Annotated in this window: 22 protein-coding genes and 1 other RNA gene; 9 read left to right on the forward strand and 14 right to left on the reverse strand. The window is 61.2% G+C overall.

Translation table 11 applies throughout. The annotated features are described in order from the left end of the window. The first annotated feature begins 14 nt into the window (after positions 1–14). From ACZ5FP_RS00805 to ACZ5FP_RS00815, 3 genes are all read left to right on the forward strand, one after another. Complete coding sequence (locus ACZ5FP_RS00805) at positions 15–806, forward strand: inositol monophosphatase family protein (protein ID WP_464661591.1); 792 nt, start codon at positions 15–17, stop codon at positions 804–806. 151 nt (positions 807–957) lie between these two features. After that, the gene (locus ACZ5FP_RS00810; RefSeq protein WP_346305051.1) at positions 958–1980 is read left to right on the forward strand and encodes a MotA/TolQ/ExbB proton channel family protein; all 1023 of its coding nucleotides are present in this window, start codon (positions 958–960) and stop codon (positions 1978–1980) included. Positions 1981–1982: 2 nt separating this feature from the next. Continuing rightward, positions 1983–3014 (forward strand): peptidoglycan -binding protein, encoded by a 1032-nt coding sequence (locus tag ACZ5FP_RS00815; protein WP_464661592.1) that lies wholly within the window; start codon positions 1983–1985, stop codon positions 3012–3014. Between the two features lie 3 nt (positions 3015–3017). Here ACZ5FP_RS00815 and ACZ5FP_RS00820 read toward each other — a convergent pair whose 3' ends face one another. Next, positions 3018–3368: a DUF1304 domain-containing protein gene (locus ACZ5FP_RS00820; protein WP_464661593.1), complete on the reverse strand. Its 351-nt coding sequence runs from the start codon at positions 3366–3368 to the stop codon at positions 3018–3020. 268 nt (positions 3369–3636) lie between these two features. On the opposite strand from ACZ5FP_RS00820, the gene ACZ5FP_RS00825 reads away from it, so the two are divergent. Beyond that, on the forward strand, positions 3637–5289 hold the full coding sequence (locus ACZ5FP_RS00825) for an FAD-binding dehydrogenase (protein ID WP_464663127.1): 1653 nt from the start codon (positions 3637–3639) through the stop codon (positions 5287–5289). 3 nt (positions 5290–5292) lie between these two features. Here the strand turns inward: ACZ5FP_RS00825 and ACZ5FP_RS00830 are convergent, their stop codons facing one another. Beyond that, positions 5293–7098, reverse strand: a complete 1806-nt coding sequence (locus ACZ5FP_RS00830; RefSeq protein ID WP_464661594.1) for an ABC transporter transmembrane domain-containing protein — start codon at positions 7096–7098, stop codon at positions 5293–5295. Positions 7099–7304: 206 nt separating this feature from the next. Here ACZ5FP_RS00830 and rpmE point away from each other — a divergent pair, with 206 nt between their 5' ends. Then, positions 7305–7526: a 50S ribosomal protein L31 gene (gene rpmE / locus ACZ5FP_RS00835; RefSeq protein ID WP_130271002.1), complete on the forward strand. Its 222-nt coding sequence runs from the start codon at positions 7305–7307 to the stop codon at positions 7524–7526. Positions 7527–7591: 65 nt separating this feature from the next. Here the strand turns inward: rpmE and ACZ5FP_RS00840 are convergent, their stop codons facing one another. Then, positions 7592–8329, reverse strand: coding sequence for a class I SAM-dependent methyltransferase (locus ACZ5FP_RS00840; RefSeq protein ID WP_464661595.1), 738 nt, complete (start codon positions 8327–8329; stop codon positions 7592–7594). A gap of 104 nt (positions 8330–8433) precedes the next feature. Between ACZ5FP_RS00840 and ACZ5FP_RS00845 the strand changes: the two genes are divergently transcribed. Beyond that, on the forward strand, positions 8434–8904 hold the full coding sequence (locus tag ACZ5FP_RS00845) for a GNAT family N-acetyltransferase (RefSeq protein ID WP_463013587.1): 471 nt from the start codon (positions 8434–8436) through the stop codon (positions 8902–8904). Positions 8905–8993: 89 nt separating this feature from the next. Here ACZ5FP_RS00845 and ACZ5FP_RS00850 read toward each other — a convergent pair whose 3' ends face one another. The 5 genes from ACZ5FP_RS00850 to ssrS form a co-directional block, all read right to left on the reverse strand. After that, positions 8994–9743: a YebC/PmpR family DNA-binding transcriptional regulator gene (locus ACZ5FP_RS00850; protein WP_223613674.1), complete on the reverse strand. Its 750-nt coding sequence runs from the start codon at positions 9741–9743 to the stop codon at positions 8994–8996. A 297-nt stretch (positions 9744–10040) separates the two neighbouring features. After that, entirely contained in the window at positions 10041–10622 is a 582-nt protein-coding gene (locus ACZ5FP_RS00855; RefSeq protein ID WP_464661596.1) for a biotin transporter BioY, read from the reverse strand. A gap of 66 nt (positions 10623–10688) precedes the next feature. Next, on the reverse strand, positions 10689–11513 hold the full coding sequence (locus tag ACZ5FP_RS00860; RefSeq protein WP_223613676.1) for a TIGR00282 family metallophosphoesterase: 825 nt from the start codon (positions 11511–11513) through the stop codon (positions 10689–10691). Between the two features lie 60 nt (positions 11514–11573). After that, the gene (locus ACZ5FP_RS00865; RefSeq protein ID WP_346305060.1) at positions 11574–12188 is read right to left on the reverse strand and encodes a 5-formyltetrahydrofolate cyclo-ligase; all 615 of its coding nucleotides are present in this window, start codon (positions 12186–12188) and stop codon (positions 11574–11576) included. A gap of 27 nt (positions 12189–12215) precedes the next feature. Further along, positions 12216–12372: non-coding RNA, 6S RNA (gene ssrS, locus ACZ5FP_RS00870), on the reverse strand. 548 nt (positions 12373–12920) lie between these two features. On the opposite strand from ssrS, the gene ACZ5FP_RS00875 reads away from it, so the two are divergent. Both ACZ5FP_RS00875 and ACZ5FP_RS00880 read left to right on the forward strand, forming a co-directional pair. After that, the gene (locus ACZ5FP_RS00875) at positions 12921–13760 is read left to right on the forward strand and encodes an AAA family ATPase (RefSeq protein WP_464661597.1); all 840 of its coding nucleotides are present in this window, start codon (positions 12921–12923) and stop codon (positions 13758–13760) included. A gap of 79 nt (positions 13761–13839) precedes the next feature. Continuing rightward, positions 13840–15030, forward strand: coding sequence for a vWA domain-containing protein (locus ACZ5FP_RS00880; protein ID WP_464661598.1), 1191 nt, complete (start codon positions 13840–13842; stop codon positions 15028–15030). Here ACZ5FP_RS00880 and phoB read toward each other — a convergent pair whose 3' ends face one another. The 6 genes from phoB to ACZ5FP_RS00910 all read right to left on the reverse strand — a co-directional run bounded on the left by phoB (position 15031) and on the right by ACZ5FP_RS00910 (position 21234). After that, positions 15031–15717: a phosphate regulon transcriptional regulator PhoB gene (phoB, locus tag ACZ5FP_RS00885; protein WP_162700294.1), complete on the reverse strand. Its 687-nt coding sequence runs from the start codon at positions 15715–15717 to the stop codon at positions 15031–15033. Between the two features lie 14 nt (positions 15718–15731). Continuing rightward, positions 15732–16457 carry a phosphate signaling complex protein PhoU gene (phoU, locus tag ACZ5FP_RS00890; protein ID WP_105734424.1) on the reverse strand — a complete coding sequence of 242 codons (726 nt, stop codon included), beginning with the start codon at positions 16455–16457 and terminating at the stop codon, positions 15732–15734. A gap of 23 nt (positions 16458–16480) precedes the next feature. Further along, on the reverse strand, positions 16481–17254 hold the full coding sequence (gene pstB, locus ACZ5FP_RS00895) for a phosphate ABC transporter ATP-binding protein PstB (RefSeq protein ID WP_223614121.1): 774 nt from the start codon (positions 17252–17254) through the stop codon (positions 16481–16483). 61 nt (positions 17255–17315) lie between these two features. Next, a complete protein-coding gene (gene pstA, locus ACZ5FP_RS00900) occupies positions 17316–18635 on the reverse strand; it encodes a phosphate ABC transporter permease PstA (RefSeq protein ID WP_223613679.1) in 1320 nt (439 codons plus the stop codon). Beyond that, entirely contained in the window at positions 18632–20098 is a 1467-nt protein-coding gene (pstC, locus tag ACZ5FP_RS00905; RefSeq protein ID WP_464661599.1) for a phosphate ABC transporter permease subunit PstC, read from the reverse strand. Before pstC ends, pstA begins: the two co-directional genes overlap by 4 nt. A gap of 89 nt (positions 20099–20187) precedes the next feature. Next, positions 20188–21234 (reverse strand): substrate-binding domain-containing protein, encoded by a 1047-nt coding sequence (locus ACZ5FP_RS00910; RefSeq protein WP_223613681.1) that lies wholly within the window; start codon positions 21232–21234, stop codon positions 20188–20190. A gap of 395 nt (positions 21235–21629) precedes the next feature. On the opposite strand from ACZ5FP_RS00910, the gene ACZ5FP_RS00915 reads away from it, so the two are divergent. Further along, positions 21630–22037: an EF-hand domain-containing protein gene (locus ACZ5FP_RS00915; RefSeq protein WP_464661600.1), complete on the forward strand. Its 408-nt coding sequence runs from the start codon at positions 21630–21632 to the stop codon at positions 22035–22037. Position 22038: the final 1 nt, after the last annotated feature.

Consider the following 22038-nt stretch of genomic DNA (forward strand, 5'->3'; position numbering starts at 1 on the left):
GAGAATGACCTGAAATGGCGCGTTCAGCGATCCTCAATGTAATGGTGCAGGCAGCTATGAAGGCTGGCCGCTCCCTGGCGCGCGATTTCGGCGAAGTGCAGAATCTGCAGGTTTCGCTGAAAGGTCCCGGCGATTATGTCAGCCAGGCCGACCGCAAGGCCGAAGAAATCATCTATGCCGAACTGCGCCGGGCCCGTCCCGACTACAGTTTCCTGATGGAAGAAACCGGTACGATCGAAGGCACCGACAGCCAGCATCGCTGGCTGGTCGATCCGCTCGACGGCACCACCAACTTCCTGCACGGCATTCCGCTGTTCGCGGTTTCCATCGCCCTGGAACGTCAGGGCCAGATCGTCGCCGGCGTGATCTTCAATCCTGCCATGGATGAGCTTTACACCGCCGAACGCGGCGGCGGCGCCTTCCTCAACGATCGCCGCCTGCGCGTCTCCGGCCGCATCAAGCTGGTCGATTCCGTCATCGGCACGGGCGTGCCGCATCTCGGCCGCGGTCATCACGGCGATTATCTCGTGCAGTTGCGCAATGTCATGGGCGAAGTCTCCGGCATCCGCCGCATGGGCGCGGCAGCGCTGGATCTGGCCGCCGTCGCGGCGGGCCGTTTCGACGGTTTCTGGGAAGACGGCCTGTCCCCCTGGGATACGGGCGCAGGCATCATCATGGTGCGCGAGGCGGGCGGCTTTGTCACCGATTTCAACGGCAGCCAGGATGTGGTCGAAAGCAAATCGATCGTCGCCGGCAATGAAGCCATCCAGCGGGCGCTCCTGAAGACACTCAAGAAGCCGATCTGAACAATATCCGGCCCGCCGGCCGCATTGCACCTTCCATTTTTACCTTGATTTCGGTTAGGGTCGCACAAACCGATTTGGGTTTGTGCGATTTCCGTTCGTCCAGTGACGCGAACGAGGTTGCTTGGTGCGTGGCGAATGCGGAGACGATGCAATGGCTGATTTCAGTTCAACCCGCCGGGTCATGGACGGTGACGATTATGACCCGTACCGGCTGTCCAGCCCGCGGCTTGTGCTTCTGTCGATGGCGATCTTCCTGGCCATTGTCGCCTTTCTCGCCGCCATTCTCTTCCGCCAGATTTCCGTGTTCTTCACCACCAATCCCGGCCTCAACGGCCTGATCATCGGCGTGCTGATCGTCGGTATTCTCTTAGGCTTCGGTCAGGTGATCCGGCTGTTTCCGGAGGTGCGCTGGGTCAATTCCTTCCGGCAGGGCAATTCGGATCCCAATTCCAAGCCGGTGATGCTGGCTCCCATGCGCGCGCTGATCGGACGGCGCCAGTCCATGGCGTTGTCGACCAATGCCATGCGCTCCATGCTCGATTCCATCGCCACCCGCCTCGATGAAACGCGCGATGTCTCGCGTTATCTCATCGGCCTTCTGGTGTTCCTCGGCCTGCTCGGCACGTTCTGGGGCCTTCTGGAAACCATCGGCTCCATCGGCCAGACCATCCAGTCGCTCGATCCGCGCGCCGGCGACGCGAACGGCGTCCTCGATGCGCTCAAGGCCGGCCTGCAATCGCCGCTCAAGGGCATGGGCACCGCGTTCTCGTCCTCGCTGTTCGGCCTTTCCGGCTCGCTTGTCCTCGGTTTTCTCGATCTGCAGGCAGGCCGCGCCCAGAACCGCTTCTACACCGAACTGGAAAACTGGCTGTCCAGCGTCACCGATCTCGGATCGGACCTGCATGCGCTCGATGGCGTCAACAGCGGCACGTCGGACGAACTGCGCTCGCTCTCCGAGCGCCTGCAGAACATCCAGGAGACCGGCGGCTCCAGCCAGCGCACGACCGCCGCGCTGGCCAGCCTCGCCGAAGGTATCCAGGGCCTGGTCAAGAACATGCGCTCCGAACAGCAGATGATGCGCGACTGGGTGGAAAAACAGGCTGAAGAACAGAAATCCATGCGCGAAACCCTCGCCAAGCTCAGCGACTCCGTCGCCCGCCGCAGGGACAACTGAGAATGGCGCTCGGTCGCACCCGCCGCGCTATCCGTCATGTGGATTATTGGCCCGGCTTCGTCGATGCCCTGTCGACATTGCTGCTGGCGATCATGTTTCTGCTGTCGGTTTTCGTGCTGGCGCAGTTCCTGCTCAGCCAGGAAATCACCGGCAAGGATGCCGTGCTCAACCGCCTGAATTCGCAGATCAATGAATTGACCCAGATGCTGTCGCTCGAACAGGGCAACAAGCAGGATCTGGAAGACACCATCGCCAACCTGCAGGCATCGCTGACCAAGGCGCAGAGCGAGCAGTCGCGGCTGCAGTCGATGCTGTCGCAGGGTGCGGGCGCCGGTGCGGCTGCGGAAGGCAAGATCAGCGACCTCACCGCCGGCCTTGAAAACGAAAAGCAGCTGAGCGCGCGCGCCCTGTCGCAGGTGGAAATTCTCAACCAGCAGATACTGGCACTGCGCAAGCAGATCGGCGCGCTGGAGGAAGCCCTCAACGCCTCGGAATCCCGCGACAAGGAATCCAATGCCAAGATTGCCGATCTCGGCAAACGGCTGAACGTCGCGCTCGCCCAGCGCGTGCAGGAGCTCAACCGTTACCGCTCCGATTTCTTCGGCCGCCTGCGTGAAATCCTGTCCGACCGTGAGAATATCCGCATCGTCGGCGACCGCTTTGTCTTCCAGTCCGAAGTGCTGTTCCCATCGGGTCAGGCAGTGCTGAACGACGCTGGCAGCGAGGAAATGAAGAAGCTGGCATTGGCCTTGATCGACCTGCAGAAGGAAATCCCCGACGATATCAACTGGGTTCTGCGCGTCGACGGCCACACGGACAATGTGGCGCTCTCGGGCACCGGCCAGTTCAAGGACAATTGGGACCTTTCCGCCGCGCGCGCCATTTCCGTGGTGAAATTCCTCATCGCCAATGGCGTTTCCGCCAACCGCCTCGTGGCGGCGGGTTTTGGCGAATTCCAGCCGCTGGAGCCGGGCGATACGCCGGAAGTGCGGTCGCGCAACCGCCGTATCGAGCTCAAGCTGACAGAGCGCTGATCCCTACAGAAGGATGAGGGCTGCGAGCGCGACGATCGCCGGCACGCCCTGCACGAAGAAGATGCGGCGGTTGACGGTGAGCGCACCGACGATCCCGGCGACAACAACGCAGCCGAGGAAGAAGACCTTGATGGCAAAGCCCGCCTGGCCCAGCCACAACCCCCAGATCAATCCGGCAACGAGAAACCCGTTGTAGAGGCCCTGATTGAGCGCCAGCGCCCTGGATGCGGCGGCGAATTCCGGCGTCAGCCGGAAGGTTTTCAGCCCCAGCGGCTTATCCCACACCACCATTTCCAGATACATGAAATAGACGTGCAGCAGGGCAACCAGCCCGATGAGAATGTTCGCAATCATCCCTGTCCCCTTATCACTCCCTGGTGTCCCGCTTTCCACCCTTGCGCGCCAACCTGAGCCGCGCAATCATGCCACGAGCAAAGCACTAGTGGAACGAATTTGATATTCGCCTCCCATTTGACATCACGCGCAACATGCGAATGTCAAATTCAAAGTTCCACTAGAATCTCATATTTATCAGTGGTCCTTTGATTCTGACATTTGCCTGAATAGCTGTATCAAAGGGCTGCAAATGTCAGAATCGGACCACTGGGAGGGGCGAATGGCAATGGATGCCGATGCGATCATCGTTGGGGCCGGATTGTCGGGGCTTGTGGCCGCAAACGAGCTGGTACAGGCCGGCAAGAAAGTCATCCTCCTCGAACAGGAAGGCGAGAACTCCGTCGGCGGGCAGGCCTTCTGGTCGCTCGGTGGCCTGTTCTTCATCGACAGCCCGGAACAGCGCAGGCTCGGCATCCGCGATTCTTTCGAACTCGCACGGCAGGACTGGCTGGGTTCGGCACAGTTCGACCGCGCCGAAGATCATTGGCCGAAACAATGGGCCGATGCCTATCTGCAATTCGCCGCCGGTGAAAAGCGCAGCTGGCTGCATTCGCTCGGCATGCGCTGGTTCCCGGTTGTCGGCTGGGCCGAGCGCGGCGGCGCGCTGGCGAACGGTCACGGTAATTCCGTCCCGCGCTTTCACCTGACCTGGGGCACGGGCCCCGGCGTCGTTGCGCCGTTCGAACGCCTGCTGCGCGAGGCCATTGCCAAGGGCCTGATCACGCTCAAATGCCGCCACCGCGTCAATGCACTGGTGACGACCAACGGTGCCGTGACGGGCGTCAGCGGCGATGTGCTGGAGCCGTCGACGGTGGAACGCGGCCAGCAGTCAGGACGCGAGGCGGCAGACAGTTTCGCGCTGTCCGCGCCAGCCGTGATCGTCACGTCGGGGGGTATCGGCGGCAATCCCGAGCTGGTCAAGCGCAACTGGCCGCGCGACCGGCTTGGCAATCCGCCCGAGAATATGGTTGTCGGCGTGCCGCACCATGTGGACGGCCGGATGATCGACATCACGGTGAAAGCCGGCGGCAGCGTCATCAACGCGGACCGCATGTGGCACTACACCGAGGGCCTCAGGAACTGGAACCCGATCTGGCCGAACCACGGCATCCGCATTCTGCCCGGCCCCTCGTCGCTGTGGTTCGACGCCAGGGGCAATCGCTTCCCGGCGCCTTACTTTCCGGGTTTCGATACGCTGGGAACGCTCAAGCACATCCTGTCGACCGGATACGACTATTCCTGGTTCGTGCTGACGCAAAAAATCATCGAGAAGGAATTTGCCCTGTCCGGTTCCGAACAGAACCCCGACATGACGGGCAAGGACTGGAAGCTGCTCCTGAAGAACCGCCTCGGCAAGGGCGCACCGCCGCCCGTAGAAGCTTTCAAGCAGCACGGTGAGGACTTTGTGGTGCGCGACAACCTGCAGGAACTGGTCAAGGGCATGAACGCGCTGACCGGCGACAACCTGATCGACCGCGACCATCTCCGATACCAGATCGAGGCGCGCGACCGCGAGATCGGCAACAAATATTCCAAGGATGCGCAGGTCACCGCCATGCGCGGGGCGCAGAACTATATCGGCGACCGGCTGACCCGCATCGCCAAGCCGCACCGGATACTCGATCCGAAGGCCGGTCCGCTGATTGCCGTGCGGCTCAATATCCTGACGCGCAAGACACTCGGCGGCCTGCACACCAATCTGAAGTCACAGGTGCTGGATGCGGCTGGTGTGCCTGTTCCCGGCCTTTACGCCGCAGGTGAAGCCGCCGGCTTCGGCGGCGGCGGCTATCAGGGCTACAACGCGCTGGAAGGCACGTTTCTCGGCGGCTGCATCTTTTCCGGCCGGTCCGCCGGTCGGGCGGCGGCAGGCAGAGGCTGAAATTTACTCGGCTGCGCCTTTGAATGCGTCCGCACCTGCTTCGAACTGCAGCTTGGCAAGGTTTGCGTAGATCCCGTTCTTCTTGACGAGGCTCTGGTGCGTGCCTTCTTCGACGATGCGGCCGTCATCCATGACAAGGATGCGGTCCGCCTTGAGGACCGTCGCCAGCCGGTGCGCGATGACCAGCGTCGTGCGCCCCTGCATCAGGTGTTCGAGACCCTTCTGCACCAGAATTTCACTTTCCGCATCGAGAGCCGACGTGGCTTCATCCAGCAGCAGGATCGGCGCATCGCGCAGGATCGCCCGCGCAATGGCGATTCGCTGGCGCTGACCGCCGGACAGCGTCACGCCGCGCTCGCCGACCTGCGTCGCATAGCCGTGGTCGAGCGCTTCGATGAAGTCATGGGCGAGCGCCGCCCTGGCCGCCGCCTCGATGTCGGCGGTGCTGGCGCCGGGCCGGCCGAAGCCGATATTCTCCCGCGCCGTCGCGGCAAAGATGGTCGTATCCTGCGGCACGATGGCAATGCGCGACCGCACCACCGCAGGATCGGCTTCGCGCAGGTCGACGCCATCCACCCGGATGCTGCCCGACATCGGGTCGTAATAGCGCAGCAGCAGCGAAAACACCGTGCTCTTGCCGGCGCCGGAGGGCCCGACAATGGCGACAGTCTCGCCCGGCTTGACCTCGAAATCGAGACCGCGCAATGCCGGGGCATCAGGCCGCGTCGGATAATTGAAGCGGACATCCCGGAAAACAACGGAACCGACCGGCGGTTCCGGCAGCGCCACGGGGTTGAGCGGCGTCGCAATGGCGGGCTTTTCCGCCATGATTTCCATCAGCCGTTCCGCCGCGCCGGATGCCTGCGACAGCTCGCCCCAGACCTCGGACAGCGCCCCGAGCGCCCCGGCGGCAAACACCGCATAGAGCAGGAACTGACCGAGCGTGCCCGGCGTGATGGTTCCGGCCAAAACGTCGCGCGAGCCGAACCAGAGCACGGCCACGACACTGGAAAAGATCATGAAGATCGCAAAGGCGGTCAGCACGGCGCGCGCCTTGACCGAGGAACGGGCCGCGGCAAAGGCATCCTCGACGGCGGAACCGAACCGCCCCGTCGCCAGCGCCTCGTTGGTGAAGGCCTGCAGGGTGCGCACGGAGATGATGGATTCGCTGGCATAGGCCGTGGCGTTGGCCAGCGTGTCCTGGGCATTGCGCGAACGGCGGCGCACCGACCGGCCGAAGGCGACCAGCGGGATGATGATGACGGGAATGGCGGCGATCACCAGCCCGGACAGTTTGGCGCTGGTGATGACCATCATGACGATCGCGCCGAAGGCCAGAATGAGGTTGCGCAGGGCAATGGAGGCGGTGGCGCCTACGGCCGATTTGATCTGCGTGGTGTCGGCCGTCAGCCGCGAGACGATTTCACCCGACTGCGTGCTGTCGAAAAAGGCCGGTGACAATTTGGTGAGGTGCGCGAAAACATCGCGGCGCAGATCCGAGACAATGCGCTCGCCCAGCGTGATGACGAAATAATAGCGGCCGGCGGATGCAACGGCGAGTGCGGCCGCCAGAACGATCAGCATGCCGAAATAATTGTCGATAAAGGCGCCGTTCGAGCCGGAAAAGCCGTGATCGATCATCCGGCGCACCGCCAGCGGAAGGATGAGCGTCGTCACCGCTGCAATGCTGAGCGAGATGAGAGCGCCGATCACCATACCCCTGTAACGGGACATATAGGGGAAGATGCGCTGCAGCGGCTTGAGCGAGCGCCGTTTCTTTTCTGCTTCTGCGTAAGCCGTGTCGGCCATATTTTTCAAGTCTTCCTGTATCGCATCGTGACTTTGCTGCCGGATGGCCTTGTTATTGTTTTAAGGCTGATGTATAGGCTCGCCAACAGTTTTGGAAGCCCACGTTTCTGTGACGTTTGGCTTCATCTCTACCAATCGGCTCCGAACCGGCCCTCCGCACCCTGTGTGGCTCTGGTTTTGTGCCCCTTAAGTTCAGGATAAGACAGATGAGAGCCAATATTCATCCAGACTACCACACCATCAAGGTTGTGATGACAGACGGCACCGAATACTTGACCCGTTCCACATGGGGCAAGGAAGGCGATACGATGAACCTCGATATCGATCCGACCACGCATCCCGCATGGACCGGCGGTTCGCAGCAGCTCACCGACCGTGGCGGCCGCGTTTCCAAGTTCAAGAGCCGTTTCGCCAATCTGGGTATTTAATCCCTTCGGCATACCGGATTTCAAAACGGCTCCGCTCACGCGGGGCCGTTTTGCTTTGTGCGCGATCAGTCCCGCTCCGCGACAATGACAAGTTCGCGGCTTTCCGGCAGAACCGGGCCTTCGACCCAGTCGCCATACCAGGCGGTTCGCGTAAATCCCGCGTCCCGCAGATGCGTGCCGATTTCCGCCTGGGACAGAAAGCGCAGGGTGCTGGCATTGGCCAGCGTTTTGCCCGTTCCGTGAAAAACATGATCCGTCTCGAAAGCAACCCGATCGCCATTCACCGCGATCAGCCGGTGTTGGACACCGACCTCTCCCACGCCGGCGACTGACACTGTCCGGGCCGTCTGCTCCGGCGTCCAGCTTTCCCATGCCTTCACCGCTGGATTGCGGCTTTCGAATATCAGTCGCCCCTCCTTTGCCAGATGCGCATGGGCAGCCCTCAGGACGGCATGCACGTCGTCATCGCTGAGGAACACCTGGAAAACGTGGCCGGTCATGATGATCAGGTCGAAACGCGCGCCCAGATCAAGCGACCGCGCATCCGCCTCGATCCAGGCGACGGCTCCGCCGCCTTCCCTGCTCCGCGCGATATCCAGCATTGCCCGCGCCGGTTCGACGCCCGTGACCGCATGGCCGCGCGCCGCCAGCATGCAGGCGAGGAGGCCCGTGCCGCAGCCAAGATCGAGCACGCGCTTCGGCGTTCCGGCGCTGCGCAGATAGAATGCGCTGTCCTCTCCTGCCGGGTTCAGGCCGTCATAAAGCGCGGCAAGTTCACCATTGGTATAGATATCATCCAGCATGCGGTTGCGGTCCGTCCTGTCTTTGCACAAAGATTGCATCCATGTCCTTGTCCCCGCGCCGGAAACCATGTTTGCTGCCCCCACCATCTGGCGCGGAGAACATCATGCGGAACGGACACGAAAAACTCGTACGGGCAACCATTGACGATGCAGACGCCGTCCGCAACCTCGTTCGCGCGTCCTATGCCAAGTGGATACCGGTGATCGGCCGTGAACCCAAGCCGATGGGTGCCAACTACGAACATGCCGTCCAGCACCATCTTGTCGACCTTCTCTACGCCGACGGCGAACTGGCGGGCCTCATCGAAATGATCCGGGAATCCGGTTGTCTCCTGATCGAGAACGTCGCCGTCGCGCCGGCCTTTCAGGGCCGCGGCTATGGCAGACTGCTCCTCACCCACGCGGAAGCGCTTGCCGGCTCGCTCGGTTTGCGCAAACTGCGGCTTTACACCAACAAGATGTTTGCCGAGAACGTCGCGCTCTACCTGAAGCTTGGCTACACCATCGACCGTGAGGAACCCTTCCTGGGCGGCATCGCCGTGCATATGAGCAAGCCCATCCCCCGCTACGCCTGAGTTCTTCTTCCGCGTCGCTCGCCTTGAGCGCAAATAAAAAGCCCGCTGGTCTGCAACCAGCGGGCTTTTTTGGGAACCTCGTCAGACAATCAGGCGGCGCTGAGCTTGGCCAGAACTTCGTCGCTGACTTCAAAATTGGCGTAGACGTTCTGCACGTCATCGTCGTCGTCGAGTGTTGCGATCAGGCGCAGCACGGACTGGGCCTTTTCCTCATCGACCGGCGCCGTGGTCTGCGGCTTCCAGATGGCCTTGATGGACTCGGCTTCGCCGAGCGCGCTTTCCAGCGCCTTGGACACATCGCCAATGTCTTCGAATGCGCAAAGAATGGTGTGGCCGTCTTCATCGGTCTGCGCGTCATCCGCACCGGCCTCGATCGCCGCATCCATGATCTTGTCGGCACTGCCGGCTTCCGGCTTGTAGGTGATTTCGCCGACGCGGCTGAACATGAAGCCGACCGAACCGGTTTCGCCCAGCGCACCGCCTGATTTGGTGAATGCGGCCCGCACATTCGATGCGGTGCGGTTGCGGTTGTCCGTCAGCGCTTCGACGATGACGGCAACGCCGCCCGGGCCGTAGCCTTCATAGCGCACTTCTTCGTAATTGTCGGCGTCGCCGCCCGCGGCCTTCTTGATGGCGCGTTCGATGTTGTCCTTCGGCATCGACTGGGCGCGCGCGTTCTGCACCGCAAGACGCAGACGCGGGTTCATCGCCGGGTCCGGCAGACCCTGCTTGGCGGCCACGGTGATTTCGCGTCCGAGCTTGGAGAAAATCTTCGACCGAACGGCGTCCTGACGCCCTTTGCGATGCATGATGTTTTTAAACTGTGAATGGCCTGCCATGGCACCCCTGCGTGCTTAGATATGGTTCTGCCGTTTCCCTCGGAAGCCTGCGAACCAAGTCTGCAGGCTGTTCAGGCGGAAACAGGCGTCTGGAATGGCGCCCTTATAGGTAAAAACCGGCGTCTCGTCCAGCACCCGCGCGATCACAATGGGGGAAGTTGCAGCCGTGTATCGCCATAGCCGGCTTTGGAAACAGCGGCGCGATGATTTTATCGTCATTGCCGGCAAAGGCCGGTGTATGGCCTTTGCCGATAGCAATCAGCGTGCACAGAAGGTGATGTGCACGCCGGCGGATGGTCAAAACAGGCGCGCTACGATGCCCGAACGGCGGAGCATTTCGATCGCAGCCGCAGCCAGGGCCGACTTCAGCACCGCACCGATCAGGAATGGCGCAACGCCGGAAGCCCAGGCCGCTTCGAAACCGAAGAGATGCGCCAGCCACGAGGCGCCGAGGACGAGGCAAAGCAGGTTGCCGAACAGCATGACCGCAGCCGATACGAACGCGTTGCGCGTCAGGCCGCGTTCCGCCAGGAAGCCGACGGCGGCGGCAACGACCGGGAAGGCCGCGAGGTAACCGGCAGTCGGTCCGGCGAAATAAAGGAACCCGCCGGCGCCGCCGGCCAGAACCGGCATGCCGATCATTGCTTCACCCAGCCAGGCAAGCACGGTCAGGCCGCCCAGACGCCAGCCGTAAAGCGCGCCGACCATCGTCACGGCAAATGTCTGCATGGTGACGGGCACGGGAAACATCGGCACTTCGATCCACGAGCTGACGGCAAGGAAGGCCGTGCCGATCAGAACGGCCAGAGCCTTGAAGGCAATGGAGCGGTCCGCCAGCCTCAGCGGGACGAAAGCGGTGGGAAATACAGTCTGGGTCATGGAAGGTCTATCCTCAAACGGGTGTTGCAGAATCGGGCGTGATTGGTTGCGCCGGGTTGTATCGAGCTATTTCCAGAAGGCGGGAATGGTTTCTTCCAGCCGCGGGCCAATGCGCAGGGGAGAAATCCTTTCGGCAAGTCCGGTCCGGTCTGAAATGTCAACGCCGACACCGCAGATCGTCGCCTTGCCGCTGGCGGCTTCAAACCGGCCTTTCGGCACCTTCGACAGAAAGCGGTTCAGCGGTTCTTCCTTGTCCATGCCGAGCGATGAATCGTAATCGCCGCACATGCCGGCATCGGACATATAGGCCGTTCCGCCATTGAGGATCTGCGCATCGGCGGTCGGCACATGGGTGTGCGTGCCGACGACGAGGCTGGCGCGGCCATCGACGAAATGGCCAAAACACTGCTTTTCGCTGGTGGCTTCCGCATGGAAGTCGAACACCACGGCATCGGCCTGTTCGCCGAGCGGACAGGCGGCGAGAATCTCTTCGCCGATGGTGAACGGGTCATGCAGATCCGGATGCATGAACACGCGGCCCATGATGTTGGACACAAGCACGCGCGCGCCGTTCTTGGCGAGAAACACGCCGGAGCCCTTGCCGGCCGTGCCAAGCGGGAAATTCGCCGGGCGCAGGAACCGCTGTTCGCGCGAGGCGAAAACCAGTGCTTCCCGCTGGTCCCAGACGTGATTGCCTGTCGTGACCACATCGGCCCCGGCATTGATCGTGTCGTGAAAGATTTCCTCGGTGATGCCGAAGCCGCCCGCCGCGTTCTCGCCGTTGACGATGACGAAATCGAGCTTCAGGTCGGATATCAGTCCCGGCAATTGCTCATAGACCGCCGTCCGGCCCGAACGCCCCACCATATCCCCAAGAAACAGTAATCTCACGCGCACATCCTGAAAGAGAGCCCGGTCCTTGCCGGGGCCTGAAATGATCGATTTATCTGTCTAGCCGAAGCGGCGCAACCCGCTTTCCGTCAGGATCGCCTCCAGCGGCACATCATGCGGCTCATCGGGTACGGTTTCAACCTGCTGGCAGTCAAACGCCACGCCGATCAGGCGCGGGTTCACGCCCTTGATCTGCAGATGCGCGATGGCCCGGTCATAGTAGCCCGCCCCATAGCCGATGCGGTGCCCCCTGACATCGAAGGCCGCCAGCGGCACCAGCATGAAGGATGGATCGAGCACCGCTGCGTCGTGCGGCGGCCCCGCCGTGCCGAAGCCCGTATCGATCATCGGCGCGCCGCGCACCAGTTCGCGGAAAAGGATCGTCTGCTTGTCGATGATGGCAGGCAGGCAAAGCCGTGCACCGCGCTCGCGCAGGCCGAACAGCAGCGGACGCAGATCCACCTCCGAGCGGATCGGCCAGAAGCCCGAAACAATGGTGCCCGCATCGACGGCAAGCGCCGCCAGACCGAAATCGGCAATGCGCATCGAGGCTTCGATGCGGAATTCCGTCGTCAGCGCATCGCGGCGGCCAAGGGCCTCCAGGCGCAGTTTCTTCTTCAGCTCTTTGATGGGGGAGTGGTGCTGCACGGGCTTGATTTCATGGGGCGCCGGCATGCGAACCGGCTCGGGATGAAACAAAAGTGGCGTCCACACAACCGATGGAGAAGTCGATCCCGGGAACCTACAAAGTAGGTGGGTGCCGTGTGAAGAAGCCCACGGGCCTCCTCAGGGACAGCTCCCTAAGGGATCATTAAGGCCCCGGGGAATATGTCTCTCCTGTCGAGAAGCGCAGAGCGCCGATCCGAATATAGGACGGATGCAGGCATTGCACCAGTGCGCGGCAAACGATTTTCCCTCCCCGCACAATCTTTGTCGCATAATCATCGTGGAGGCGTGGGACACCCCCTCTGGGCTGCCGGACAGAGGGGGGTGAAAGACCTCCATCACAAAAAACCACACCAACTTATCCACCACTTCCCAACCCACGTTATTCTCATCCCTGTCCTTTCCGGCGGGAATGCTTCCGGAAACTTTCGCAAGTCGGGAAAGGACCGGCGCTTCGGCTTCACAGGGAGGAAAACCTGTGAAGCCGGGGAGGTTTTACCCAATGGATGCGCATTGGGCAAAAACTTGAAAACGCCGGGGCGGGTGGTCCTTGGATCGCAAGCATTGCATACCACATACCCCAAGACCCGCGTTCCAGGGACCGCCCGTCTTTCCCACCTTTAAACAGCCAGACGCGACAGCGGGCGTGGCAACGGGAAAACCATATCGCCGCATTCCCCGACGGCTCTTGCCCTCCTCCGGCACGCCCCTTAATCTTCGTCGATCACGAAAGGGAATGCGATGCGGTTTGAAGGTACAGCGGCCTATGTGGCCGACAAGGATCTGATGGTGGCGGTCAATGCGGCGATTGCGCTTGAACGGCCGCTGCTGGTCAAGGGCGAACCCGGCACCGGCAAGACCGAGCTTGCCCGGCAGATCGCGGCGGCGCTCGATCTGGAACTGGTCGAATGGAACGTCAAATCCACCACCAAGGCGCAGCAGGGCCTCTACGAATATGATGCCGTCAGCCGCCTGCGCGATTCGCAGCTCGGCGATGCCAAGTTCAACGACATCGCCAACTACATCAAGCCCGGCAAGCTGTGGCATGCCTTCACGACCGACAGGAAAGTCGTGCTGCTGATCGACGAGATCGACAAGGCGGATATCGAGTTTCCCAACGATCTCCTGCAGGAGCTCGACCGCAACGAATTTCACGTCTACGAAACCGGCGAAACGATCCGCGCCGTACACCGGCCAATCGTCATCATCACCTCCAACAACGAGAAGGAACTGCCCGACGCCTTTCTGCGCCGCTGCTTCTTCCACTATATCCGCTTCCCGGATGTCGATACGCTGACCCGGATCGTCGAGGTGCATTATCCCGGCATCAAGCAGAACCTCGTGCGCGCCGCCCTCACCCAGTTCTACGAGATCCGCGATGTGCCCGGCCTGAAGAAGAAGCCGTCGACCTCCGAAGCGCTGGACTGGATCCGCCTGCTGGTTGCCGACGACATCGCCCCGGAAGATTTGCGCGCCGACCCGAAGAACGCCTTGCCGAAACTGCACGGCGCCCTGCTGAAGAACGAGCAGGACGTACACCTGTTCGAGCGGCTGGCCTTCATGGCGAGGAGGCAGGGATGATGCTCTCCGTCCGCCCCGGCACAAAGGGCCGGATCGGCGAACTGACGCCGTTCATCGACGACAATAAGCGGGTTTAGCCATGTTCCTCCCCTTCTTCCTCGAGCTCAAGGCGGCCAAGATTCCCGTATCGCTGCGGGAATATCTGACGTTGCTTGAGGGGCTGGATGCGGGGCTGGTGACCTATGATGTGGAAGGGTTCTACTATCTCGCCCGTTCCGCCCTGGTGAAGGACGAGCGCCATCTCGACCGTTTCGATCAGGTCTTCGGCCACGTGTTCAAGGGGCTGGAACTGCTCGGCGGCGAGAGCGGTGTCGACATTGCCAATCTGCCTGAGGAATGGTTGCGCCGGCTCGCCGAAAAGCACCTCACCGAAGAAGAGAAGAAGCTGATCGAGGCGCTGGGCGGTTTCGACAAGCTGATGGAAACCCTGCGCCAGCGGCTTGAGGAGCAGAAGGGCCGGCATCAGGGCGGCTCGAAGTGGATCGGCACGGCCGGAACCTCACCCTTCGGTGCCTATGGCTACAATCCCGAAGGCGTGCGCATCGGCCAGGACGAGGGCCGGCACGGCCGGGCGGTCAAGGTCTGGGACAAGCGTGAATTCAGGAATTTTGACGACAGTGTCGAGCTGGGCACCCGCAACATCAAGGTTGCTCTGAAACGGCTGCGCCGCTGGGTGCGCGAAGGCGCCGATGACGAGCTTGATCTTTCCGGCACCATCAGGTCAACCGCCGAACACGGCTATCTCGACGTGCAGACGCGGCCCGAACGGCGCAATCATGTCAAGCTGCTGATGTTCTTCGATGTGGGCGGCTCCATGGACGAGCATATCCGGATCGCCGAGGAACTGTTCTCCGCCGTCCGCTCGGAATTCAAGCACATGGAATATTTCTACTTCCACAACTGCCTCTACGAGGGTGTGTGGAAGGACAACCGCCGCCGCCATGCGGAACGCATACCGACGCTCGATCTCATCCATAAATACGGACCGGACTACAAGGTCATCTTCGTCGGGGATGCCGCCATGGCGCCCTACGAGGTTTCCCATGCGGGCGGATCGGTCGAGCACTGGAACCAGGAGGCGGGCGCGGTCTGGCTCGGCCGGGTGCTCGACCACTGGAAGAACGCCGCGTGGCTCAATCCGTCAAAGGAACAATATTGGGACTACACCGCCTCGACGGCAATGATCCGCAAGATTTTCGCGCATCGCATGTATCCCATGACCCTGGCGGGTATCGAGGGGGCGACGCGCGAACTCTCGCGCAGGCACTGACTACCCGAACGAATACCCCGCACCGCGCACGGTGCGGATCGGATCGATCGAGCGGCCGATATTGATGGCCTTGCGCAGCCGCCCGACATGCACGTCGACGGTACGGTCGTCCACGTAGATGTCTGCGCCCCAGACATTGTCCAGGAGCTGGCCGCGCGAGAACACCCGGCCGGGGGACTGCATCAGGAATTCCAGCAGGCGGAATTCGGTCGGCCCGAGCTTCAACTCGCGCTCCTTGCGGAACACGCGGTGCTGCTCGCGGTCGAGCTTCAGATCGCCGAAGCTGAGCACATGCGACAGCAGGCTCGGATTGACCCGGCGCAGCATGGCCTTGATGCGGGCAAGCAGTTCCGGGGTCGAGAACGGCTTGACCATGTAGTCATCAGCACCGGTGGCAAGGCCGCGCACCCGCTCGCTCTCTTCGCCGCGCGCCGTCAGCATGATGATCGGCAGGATTTCGGTCTCGCGCCGCGCCCGCAGACGGCGGCAGAGTTCGATGCCGGAAAGACCCGGCAGCATCCAGTCGAGAATGAGCAGATCCGGCACTTTTTCACGCAGCGCAATTTCCGCCTCGTCACCGCGTGCGATTGTCTCGACGACATAACCTTCGGCTTCAAGATTGTACCGGAGAAGGACGCTGAGCGCTTCCTCGTCTTCGACAACAGTGATTTTGGGAGCGATCGCCATTGCTGGAATCCTAATTAAGGCTGTCTGGCTTCATCGACGATGATGCTGTGGGTCTGGTCTTCCTTGGGCCGTTCGGCCGGAAGCTGGGCACCCGTCACGATGTAGTAGACCGTTTCAGCAATGTTCGTCGCATGGTCTCCGATGCGCTCGATATTCTTGGCGCAGAAGAGAAGGTGCGTGCAGGCGGAGATGTTGCGCGGGTCTTCCATCATGTAGGTCAGGAGTTCGCGGAACAGCGATGTGTACAGCGCATCGATTTCATCATCGCGCTCACGCACGATGTTGACCTGCTGCACGGAGCGTGTCGCATAGGCGTCGAGCACGTCCTTCAGCTGCGTCAGGGCGAGTTCCGCGATGGTCTGCAGGCCGCGATAGACCGACAGCGTCTGACGCGTATCGGTGACGGCGACAACGCGCTTGGCGATGTTCTTGCCGAGGTCGCCGACCCGTTCGAGGTCGGAGGAAATGCGGATGGCGCCGATGATCTCACGCAGATCGATCGCCATGGGCTGGCGCTTGCCGATGATGGTGATGGCCTTTTCGTCGATCTCGCGCTGTCCGGCATCGAGGATGAGATCGTCCGAAATGACGCGCTGGGCCAGCGCGTTGTCGGAGTTCACCATGGCGGTGACGGCCTGTTCGACCATGCGCTCGGCATGGCCGCCCATTTCGGCGATCTTGTGCGTCAGGAACTTCAGTTCGTCGTCATAGGAACGGACGGTATGCTGCGACTCGGTCATATTCTTATCCCTGTTTCCCGTGATTAGCCGAAGCGTCCGGTGATGTAGTCCTGCGTGCGCTTTTCCGTCGGATTGGTGAACATCATTTCCGTATCGCCCACCTCGACGAGGTTTCCGAGATGGAACATGGCGGTGCGCTGCGAAACGCGGGCCGCCTGCTGCATCGAATGGGTGACGATGACGATGGTGTAGTTCTGGCGCAGTTCGTCGATCAGTTCCTCGACCTTTGCCGTGGCAATCGGATCGAGCGCCGAGCAGGGTTCGTCCATCAGGATGACTTCCGGGCTGACGGCAATGGCGCGGGCGATGCACAGGCGCTGCTGCTGGCCACCGGAAAGGCCGGTACCGGCTTCATGCAGGCGGTCCTTGACCTCGTCGAACAGGCTGGCGCGGCGCAGGCTCTTCTCGACGATTTCCTCCAGCTCATGCCGGTTCTTGGCAAGACCATGGATGCGCGGGCCATAGGCCACATTCTCGAAAATGGACTTCGGGAACGGATTGGGTTTCTGGAAAACCATGCCGACGCGAGCGCGCAGCTCGACCACGTCGATCTTCGGATTGTAGATATCCTCGTCATCGAGCGTGATCTTGCCGCCGATCTTGCAGCCTTCGATCGTGTCGTTCATGCGGTTGAGCGAGCGCAGGAAGGTCGACTTGCCGCAACCGGACGGGCCGATCAGCGCCGTCACCATCTTTTCCGGCACATCGAGGCTGACACCGAACAGGGCCTGCTTTTCACCGTAGTGAACGGTGACATCCTTGCCCTGCATTTTGATCGTATTGACCTGTGCACTCATTTTGTCGTTTACCGCTTTTTCGAGAGATCGTTCTGTCATGAGATTCATAATTCGCTCCCGTTTACCAGCGCCGCTCGAAGCGGCGACGCAGAATGATGGCTCCAATGTTCATGACTGCAAGAAACAGAAGCAGCACGATGATAGCGCCGGATGTGCGCTCGACAAAGGCCCGCTCCGCTTCGTTCGCCCACATGTAGATCTGCACCGGCAGGGCCGTTGACGGATCAAGCGGCGTGACCGGATAGTTGGCGACGAAGGCCACCATGCCGATCAGCAGCAGTGGTGCGGTCTCGCCCAGCGCGTGGGCAAGGCCGATGATCGTGCCGGTCAGGATGCCGGGTGCGGCCAGCGGCAGTACATGGTGAAACACCATCTGCGTCTTCGAGGCACCGATGCCCAGCGCCGCCGAGCGGATGGATGGCGGCACGGCGCGCAGGGCCGCACGGGTGGCGATGATGATCGTCGGCAGCGTCATCAGCGTCAGCACCAGGCCGCCGACCAGCGATGCGGAGCGCGGCAGGCCGAAGAAATTGATGAACACGGCCAGTCCAAGCAGACCGAAGACGATGGACGGCACCGCGGCCAGATTGTTGATGTTGACCTCGATGATATCGGTCAGGCGGCTCTTCTTGGCATATTCTTCCAGATAGATCGATGCGGCCACGCCGATGGGCAGGGAAAGGCAGAGGACAATCAGCATCATGTAGAGCGAGCCGATGAGCGCGACACCGAGACCCGACGTTTCCGGACGGCTCGATGCGCCGAAGGTGAACAGGCCGCTGTTGAAGCGCTGCGCCATGGCGCCTTCCTTGGCCAGCGTGTTCATCCAGGCAACCTGGCGGTCCGATACCTTGCGGTTTGCCTGATCGACACTCAGGTCGATCTGGCCCTTGAAGGCCGAGTCGATGTCGCCGCCGGTCAGCACCCAGAGGTTCTGCGTCGTGCCGATCAGTGCCGGATTTCCTGAAACCAGTTCCCGCAGCTGGCTGCGCGAGCCGTCGGAGACGAGCTTGCTCAGTTCGCGGATCGCCGGCTTGTCGTCAAGGCTGACGCCCAGCTTTTCGGCAAGGGCATTGCGCACGAGGATCGGATAGTTCGCGGTCAGCAGAACGGTCGGGTCGGTCGCACGCTTGTTCGTGGGGTCGATCACCTTCTCGTCGAGCTTGACCGAGAGGCTGACCTCCGTCTGCCAGAACGCCGTGTAGCCGTTGGAAATCACCGAGTAGAGCAGCGCAACCAGGAAGAACAGGCCGATGGCAATCGCGGTGATGCCGTAAATCTTGAACCGGCGCTCGGCGGCATAGCGGCGCTTCAGACCGATGTCGCGCCGGACGACCTTTGCCGGAGCAACTGCAGCAGGATTGAGTGTTGTGTCGGTCATTCGTACTGCTCCCGGTACTTACGCACGATGTAAAGCGCGAAAATGTTCATCGCCAGCGTGATGAAGAAAAGGGTGAGGCCAAGGGCGAATGCCACCAGCGTCTGCGGTGAATTGAATTCGAGATCGCCTGTCAGCTGGTTGACGATCTTTACGGTGATGGTCGTCATGGCGTCGAACGGATTGATGTTGAGGTTCGCCGCAACACCGGCCGCCAGAACCACGATCATCGTTTCGCCGATGGCGCGCGACGCGGTGAGCAGCAGCGCACCGACGATGCCGGGCAACGCGGCAGGCAGCACGACGCGGCGGATCGTCTCCGAACGCGTCGATCCAAGCCCGAGCGAGCCGTCACGCAGCGACCCCGGAACGGCGGTAATGATGTCGTCCGACAGGGAGGAAACGAAAGGGATCAGCATCACGCCCATCACGATACCGGCGGTCAGCACGCTCTGCGCCATGATGAAGGGATAGCCGCCCGATATGGCCGCACTGATATCGCGCAGGAACGGTCCGACGGTGACAAGGGCAAAGAAGCCGTAGACGATCGTCGGGATGCCCGCCAGCACTTCAAGCAGCGGCTTGACCACCGACCGCACGTTCCGGCTGGCATATTCGGCCATGTAGATGGCGGCGAACAAGCCGACCGGCACGGCAAACAGCATGGCGACAAGCGCGATATAGAGCGTGCCGGCAAGCAGCGGAATGAGACCGAACTGACCCTGCGCCCCATTGCCGCCGGCTGCGGAGAAGCGCGGATCCCACACCGTGCCGAAGAAGAAGCTCGACGGGGTTACGGACTGGAAGAAGGTGATGGTCTGGAACAGCATCGACAAAACGATGCCGACCGTCGTCAGGATGGCGATGGTCGAGGCTGCGAGCAGTCCCCAGAGGATGATCCGCTCGACATTGTTGCGGGCCCGCGTGCGGACGTTGACGCCGGACAGACCGAAGATCGCACCGGCAACGGCAAGGACAATGGCGACCACCGCGCCGATATTATGCGCGCGCGCCGTGCTCTTGTTCCATTGCACGGCAACGGGGATCATGAAGTCCTGGCCTTCCGTCGCCAGGGCCACGCCCTTGCTCGACAGCAGCGGCCGCAATTCGGAGAAAGTGGTTGGAAGGTTCGCCCGTTCCTGGTCCGTCAGCTTGTCGAGACCCCGCGCGATGCCGCCGACCATGCCAAGCTCGAGGCTCTGGCTGGCAATGACGCTTTCGCTGTTGTGCACCGGCAGGCTGTTGATGGCCTGGCGCTCGATATAGAAGCTCGAGCCGACGGCCCAGACCAGGATGAAGATAATTGCTGGCAATACGGAAACCAGAAAAACCCACCAGCCGTGATAATGCGGCAAGGAATGGGCTTTGACACTTCTGTCATCTTTGCTGATGGCGCGCTGGCGTCCAAGAAAGAACCCGACAAGACCAATCGCAACGACAATCACTAAAACCAACAAGGTGGACATCAACGCTTCCCCGATCTGTCCTGCAACGAGAGCATAGGCCCCGAGAAATATCCGGCGCGGACAGGGTTCTGTCCGCGCCGGTTATCGGCTTACTTGCCAGCCATGGTCTTGCCGGCGGCGAATGCGGAGCGCTGAGCTTCACGCTCTGCATCCGGTGCAGCAACCAGGCCGTATTCTACCAGCGGGCTATCCGGACCGACCATCTGGTCAGCAAGGAAGAAGTCCACATATTCCTTCAGGCCGGGGATGACGCCGAGATGCGCCTTCTTGACGTAGAAGAACAGCGGGCGCGATACCGGATACTTGCCGGTGGCAATGGTTTCCGTGCTTGGCTTGATGCCGTTGACGGTTGCAACCTTCAGCTTGTCCGCATTGTTTTCGTAGAAGGCCAGACCGAAGACGCCAACGCCGGTCTTGTTGGCATCGATGCGAGCCAGTGTTTCCGGATAGTCGCCATCGATGTCGATGGCCTTGCCGTCCTTGCGGACAGCGATACAGGCGGCGGCAGCGGCCTTTTCGTCAAGACCGGCAGCCTTGATCGCATCGGCTGCACCGGTGGCCTTGCAACCGCCAGTCATCAGCTTCTCTTCGAAAACTTCACGTGTGCCGTGCTTTTCGCCAGGAATGTAGGCGGCGATGTCCCAATCGGGCAGCTTCGGGTTAACCTGGTTCCACTTGGTGTTCGGATTGGCAACCAGCTTGCCGTCGACAACGACCTGCGCGGCAAGAGCGGTATAGACGTCCTTTGGCTCCAGCGCCCAATCCGGGCCCTTGATGTCGGTCGCGAACACGATGCCGTCATAACCGATGCGGATTTCTTCAACGTCCTTGACGCCGGCGTCAACGCAGGACTTCAACTCAGTGTCCTTGATCGGACGCGAGGCATTGGCGATATCGATGGTGTTTTCACCAACGCCCTTGCAGAATTCCTTGATGCCGGCACCCGAACCGCCGGATTCAACGACCGGGGTCTTGAACTTGGGGAATGTTTCGCCAAAAGCTTCGGCGACGATCTTGGCATATGGCAGCACTGTGGATGAACCGCTGACCTGAATCTGGTCGCGAGCGGATGCGCCAACTGTCGTGGCAATCACCGAGATCGCAATCAGAGCAGTGGTGGAAATAAGCTTGTTCATAGGAGCAGCTCCTGTTGGATTAACTGTGTGACGCCTCCGACGTCGTCTGCCGTCTATAGAACCAATATAACAGTCATATGACACTATTGTTACAGTTCTGTAGCGCGGCCTGTGCATGAGCCGCGCCCGCGGCGGAATCAAAATTCCTTCTAAAACCATCAAGTTAACCGTCTATGGATTTTGCACAGCTTGGCACAGTGAAGATAAGCTCAACGATTCCAGTGGGTTCATGACGCTCAATTGCGACACTCGCGCAGGCATCCCTGCCATAGGCCGCAGGGGGACAATACCGTCCCCCCACCGCGGTTTCAAAAAAATTCCGCGCAAGCGACGGATTGTCCCGCTCCCGCCGTTTAAGTCACGACAAATGACAGTCTGCTGAAAGGAAAAGTTTGATGAAATCGAGAGTAGCTGCGGTTCTTCTTGCCATGGTGCCACTGTCCCTGCCCGCAACCCTGGCGATGGCGGCACCCAAGGCCGACACCAATGGCGACGGCACAATTTCACTGGCCGAATATCAGGCCGCCGCCAGGGCGCGGCTGCTCAAATTCGATACCGACGGCGACGGCAAACTCTCGCTCGAGGAGTGGCTGAAGCGCCCCGCTGCAAAGAATGCCAAGCGCGATCCCACGGCGGTGTTCAACCGGATCGATACAAATCATGACGGCTTCATCGATACGGCGGAAATGGATACTGTAGCAAAGAAGCGGTTTGAGCGCCTCGACACGAATTCCGATGGCCAATTGACCAAAGAGGAACGCCGCGGACACAGGAAGGGCGCCACCGACAGTTCACAGGAGTAAC

This window comes from Phyllobacterium sp. T2-21 (assembly GCF_055378485.1).

What these genes read in the sequence shown, in the direction of transcription:
- ACZ5FP_RS00805 (WP_464661591.1), top strand. Translation starts at nt 15, where the DNA reads ATGGCGCGTTCAGCGATCCTCAATGTAATGGTGCAGGCAGCTATGAAG.
- ACZ5FP_RS00810 (WP_346305051.1), top strand. Translation starts at nt 958, where the DNA reads ATGGCTGATTTCAGTTCAACCCGCCGGGTCATGGACGGTGACGATTAT.
- ACZ5FP_RS00815 (WP_464661592.1), top strand. Translation starts at nt 1,983, where the DNA reads ATGGCGCTCGGTCGCACCCGCCGCGCTATCCGTCATGTGGATTATTGG.
- ACZ5FP_RS00820 (WP_464661593.1), bottom strand. Translation starts at nt 3,368, where the DNA reads ATGATTGCGAACATTCTCATCGGGCTGGTTGCCCTGCTGCACGTCTAT.
- ACZ5FP_RS00825 (WP_464663127.1), top strand. Translation starts at nt 3,637, where the DNA reads ATGGATGCCGATGCGATCATCGTTGGGGCCGGATTGTCGGGGCTTGTG.
- ACZ5FP_RS00830 (WP_464661594.1), bottom strand. Translation starts at nt 7,098, where the DNA reads ATGGCCGACACGGCTTACGCAGAAGCAGAAAAGAAACGGCGCTCGCTC.
- rpmE (WP_130271002.1), top strand. Translation starts at nt 7,305, where the DNA reads ATGAGAGCCAATATTCATCCAGACTACCACACCATCAAGGTTGTGATG.
- ACZ5FP_RS00840 (WP_464661595.1), bottom strand. Translation starts at nt 8,329, where the DNA reads ATGCTGGATGATATCTATACCAATGGTGAACTTGCCGCGCTTTATGAC.
- ACZ5FP_RS00845 (WP_463013587.1), top strand. Translation starts at nt 8,434, where the DNA reads ATGCGGAACGGACACGAAAAACTCGTACGGGCAACCATTGACGATGCA.
- ACZ5FP_RS00850 (WP_223613674.1), bottom strand. Translation starts at nt 9,743, where the DNA reads ATGGCAGGCCATTCACAGTTTAAAAACATCATGCATCGCAAAGGGCGT.
- ACZ5FP_RS00855 (WP_464661596.1), bottom strand. Translation starts at nt 10,622, where the DNA reads ATGACCCAGACTGTATTTCCCACCGCTTTCGTCCCGCTGAGGCTGGCG.
- ACZ5FP_RS00865 (WP_346305060.1), bottom strand. Translation starts at nt 12,188, where the DNA reads ATGCCGGCGCCCCATGAAATCAAGCCCGTGCAGCACCACTCCCCCATC.
- ACZ5FP_RS00875 (WP_464661597.1), top strand. Translation starts at nt 12,921, where the DNA reads ATGCGGTTTGAAGGTACAGCGGCCTATGTGGCCGACAAGGATCTGATG.
- ACZ5FP_RS00880 (WP_464661598.1), top strand. Translation starts at nt 13,840, where the DNA reads ATGTTCCTCCCCTTCTTCCTCGAGCTCAAGGCGGCCAAGATTCCCGTA.
- phoB (WP_162700294.1), bottom strand. Translation starts at nt 15,717, where the DNA reads ATGGCGATCGCTCCCAAAATCACTGTTGTCGAAGACGAGGAAGCGCTC.
- phoU (WP_105734424.1), bottom strand. Translation starts at nt 16,457, where the DNA reads ATGACCGAGTCGCAGCATACCGTCCGTTCCTATGACGACGAACTGAAG.
- pstB (WP_223614121.1), bottom strand. Translation starts at nt 17,254, where the DNA reads ATGAGTGCACAGGTCAATACGATCAAAATGCAGGGCAAGGATGTCACC.
- pstA (WP_223613679.1), bottom strand. Translation starts at nt 18,635, where the DNA reads ATGACCGACACAACACTCAATCCTGCTGCAGTTGCTCCGGCAAAGGTC.
- pstC (WP_464661599.1), bottom strand. Translation starts at nt 20,098, where the DNA reads ATGTCCACCTTGTTGGTTTTAGTGATTGTCGTTGCGATTGGTCTTGTC.
- ACZ5FP_RS00910 (WP_223613681.1), bottom strand. Translation starts at nt 21,234, where the DNA reads ATGAACAAGCTTATTTCCACCACTGCTCTGATTGCGATCTCGGTGATT.
- ACZ5FP_RS00915 (WP_464661600.1), top strand. Translation starts at nt 21,630, where the DNA reads ATGAAATCGAGAGTAGCTGCGGTTCTTCTTGCCATGGTGCCACTGTCC.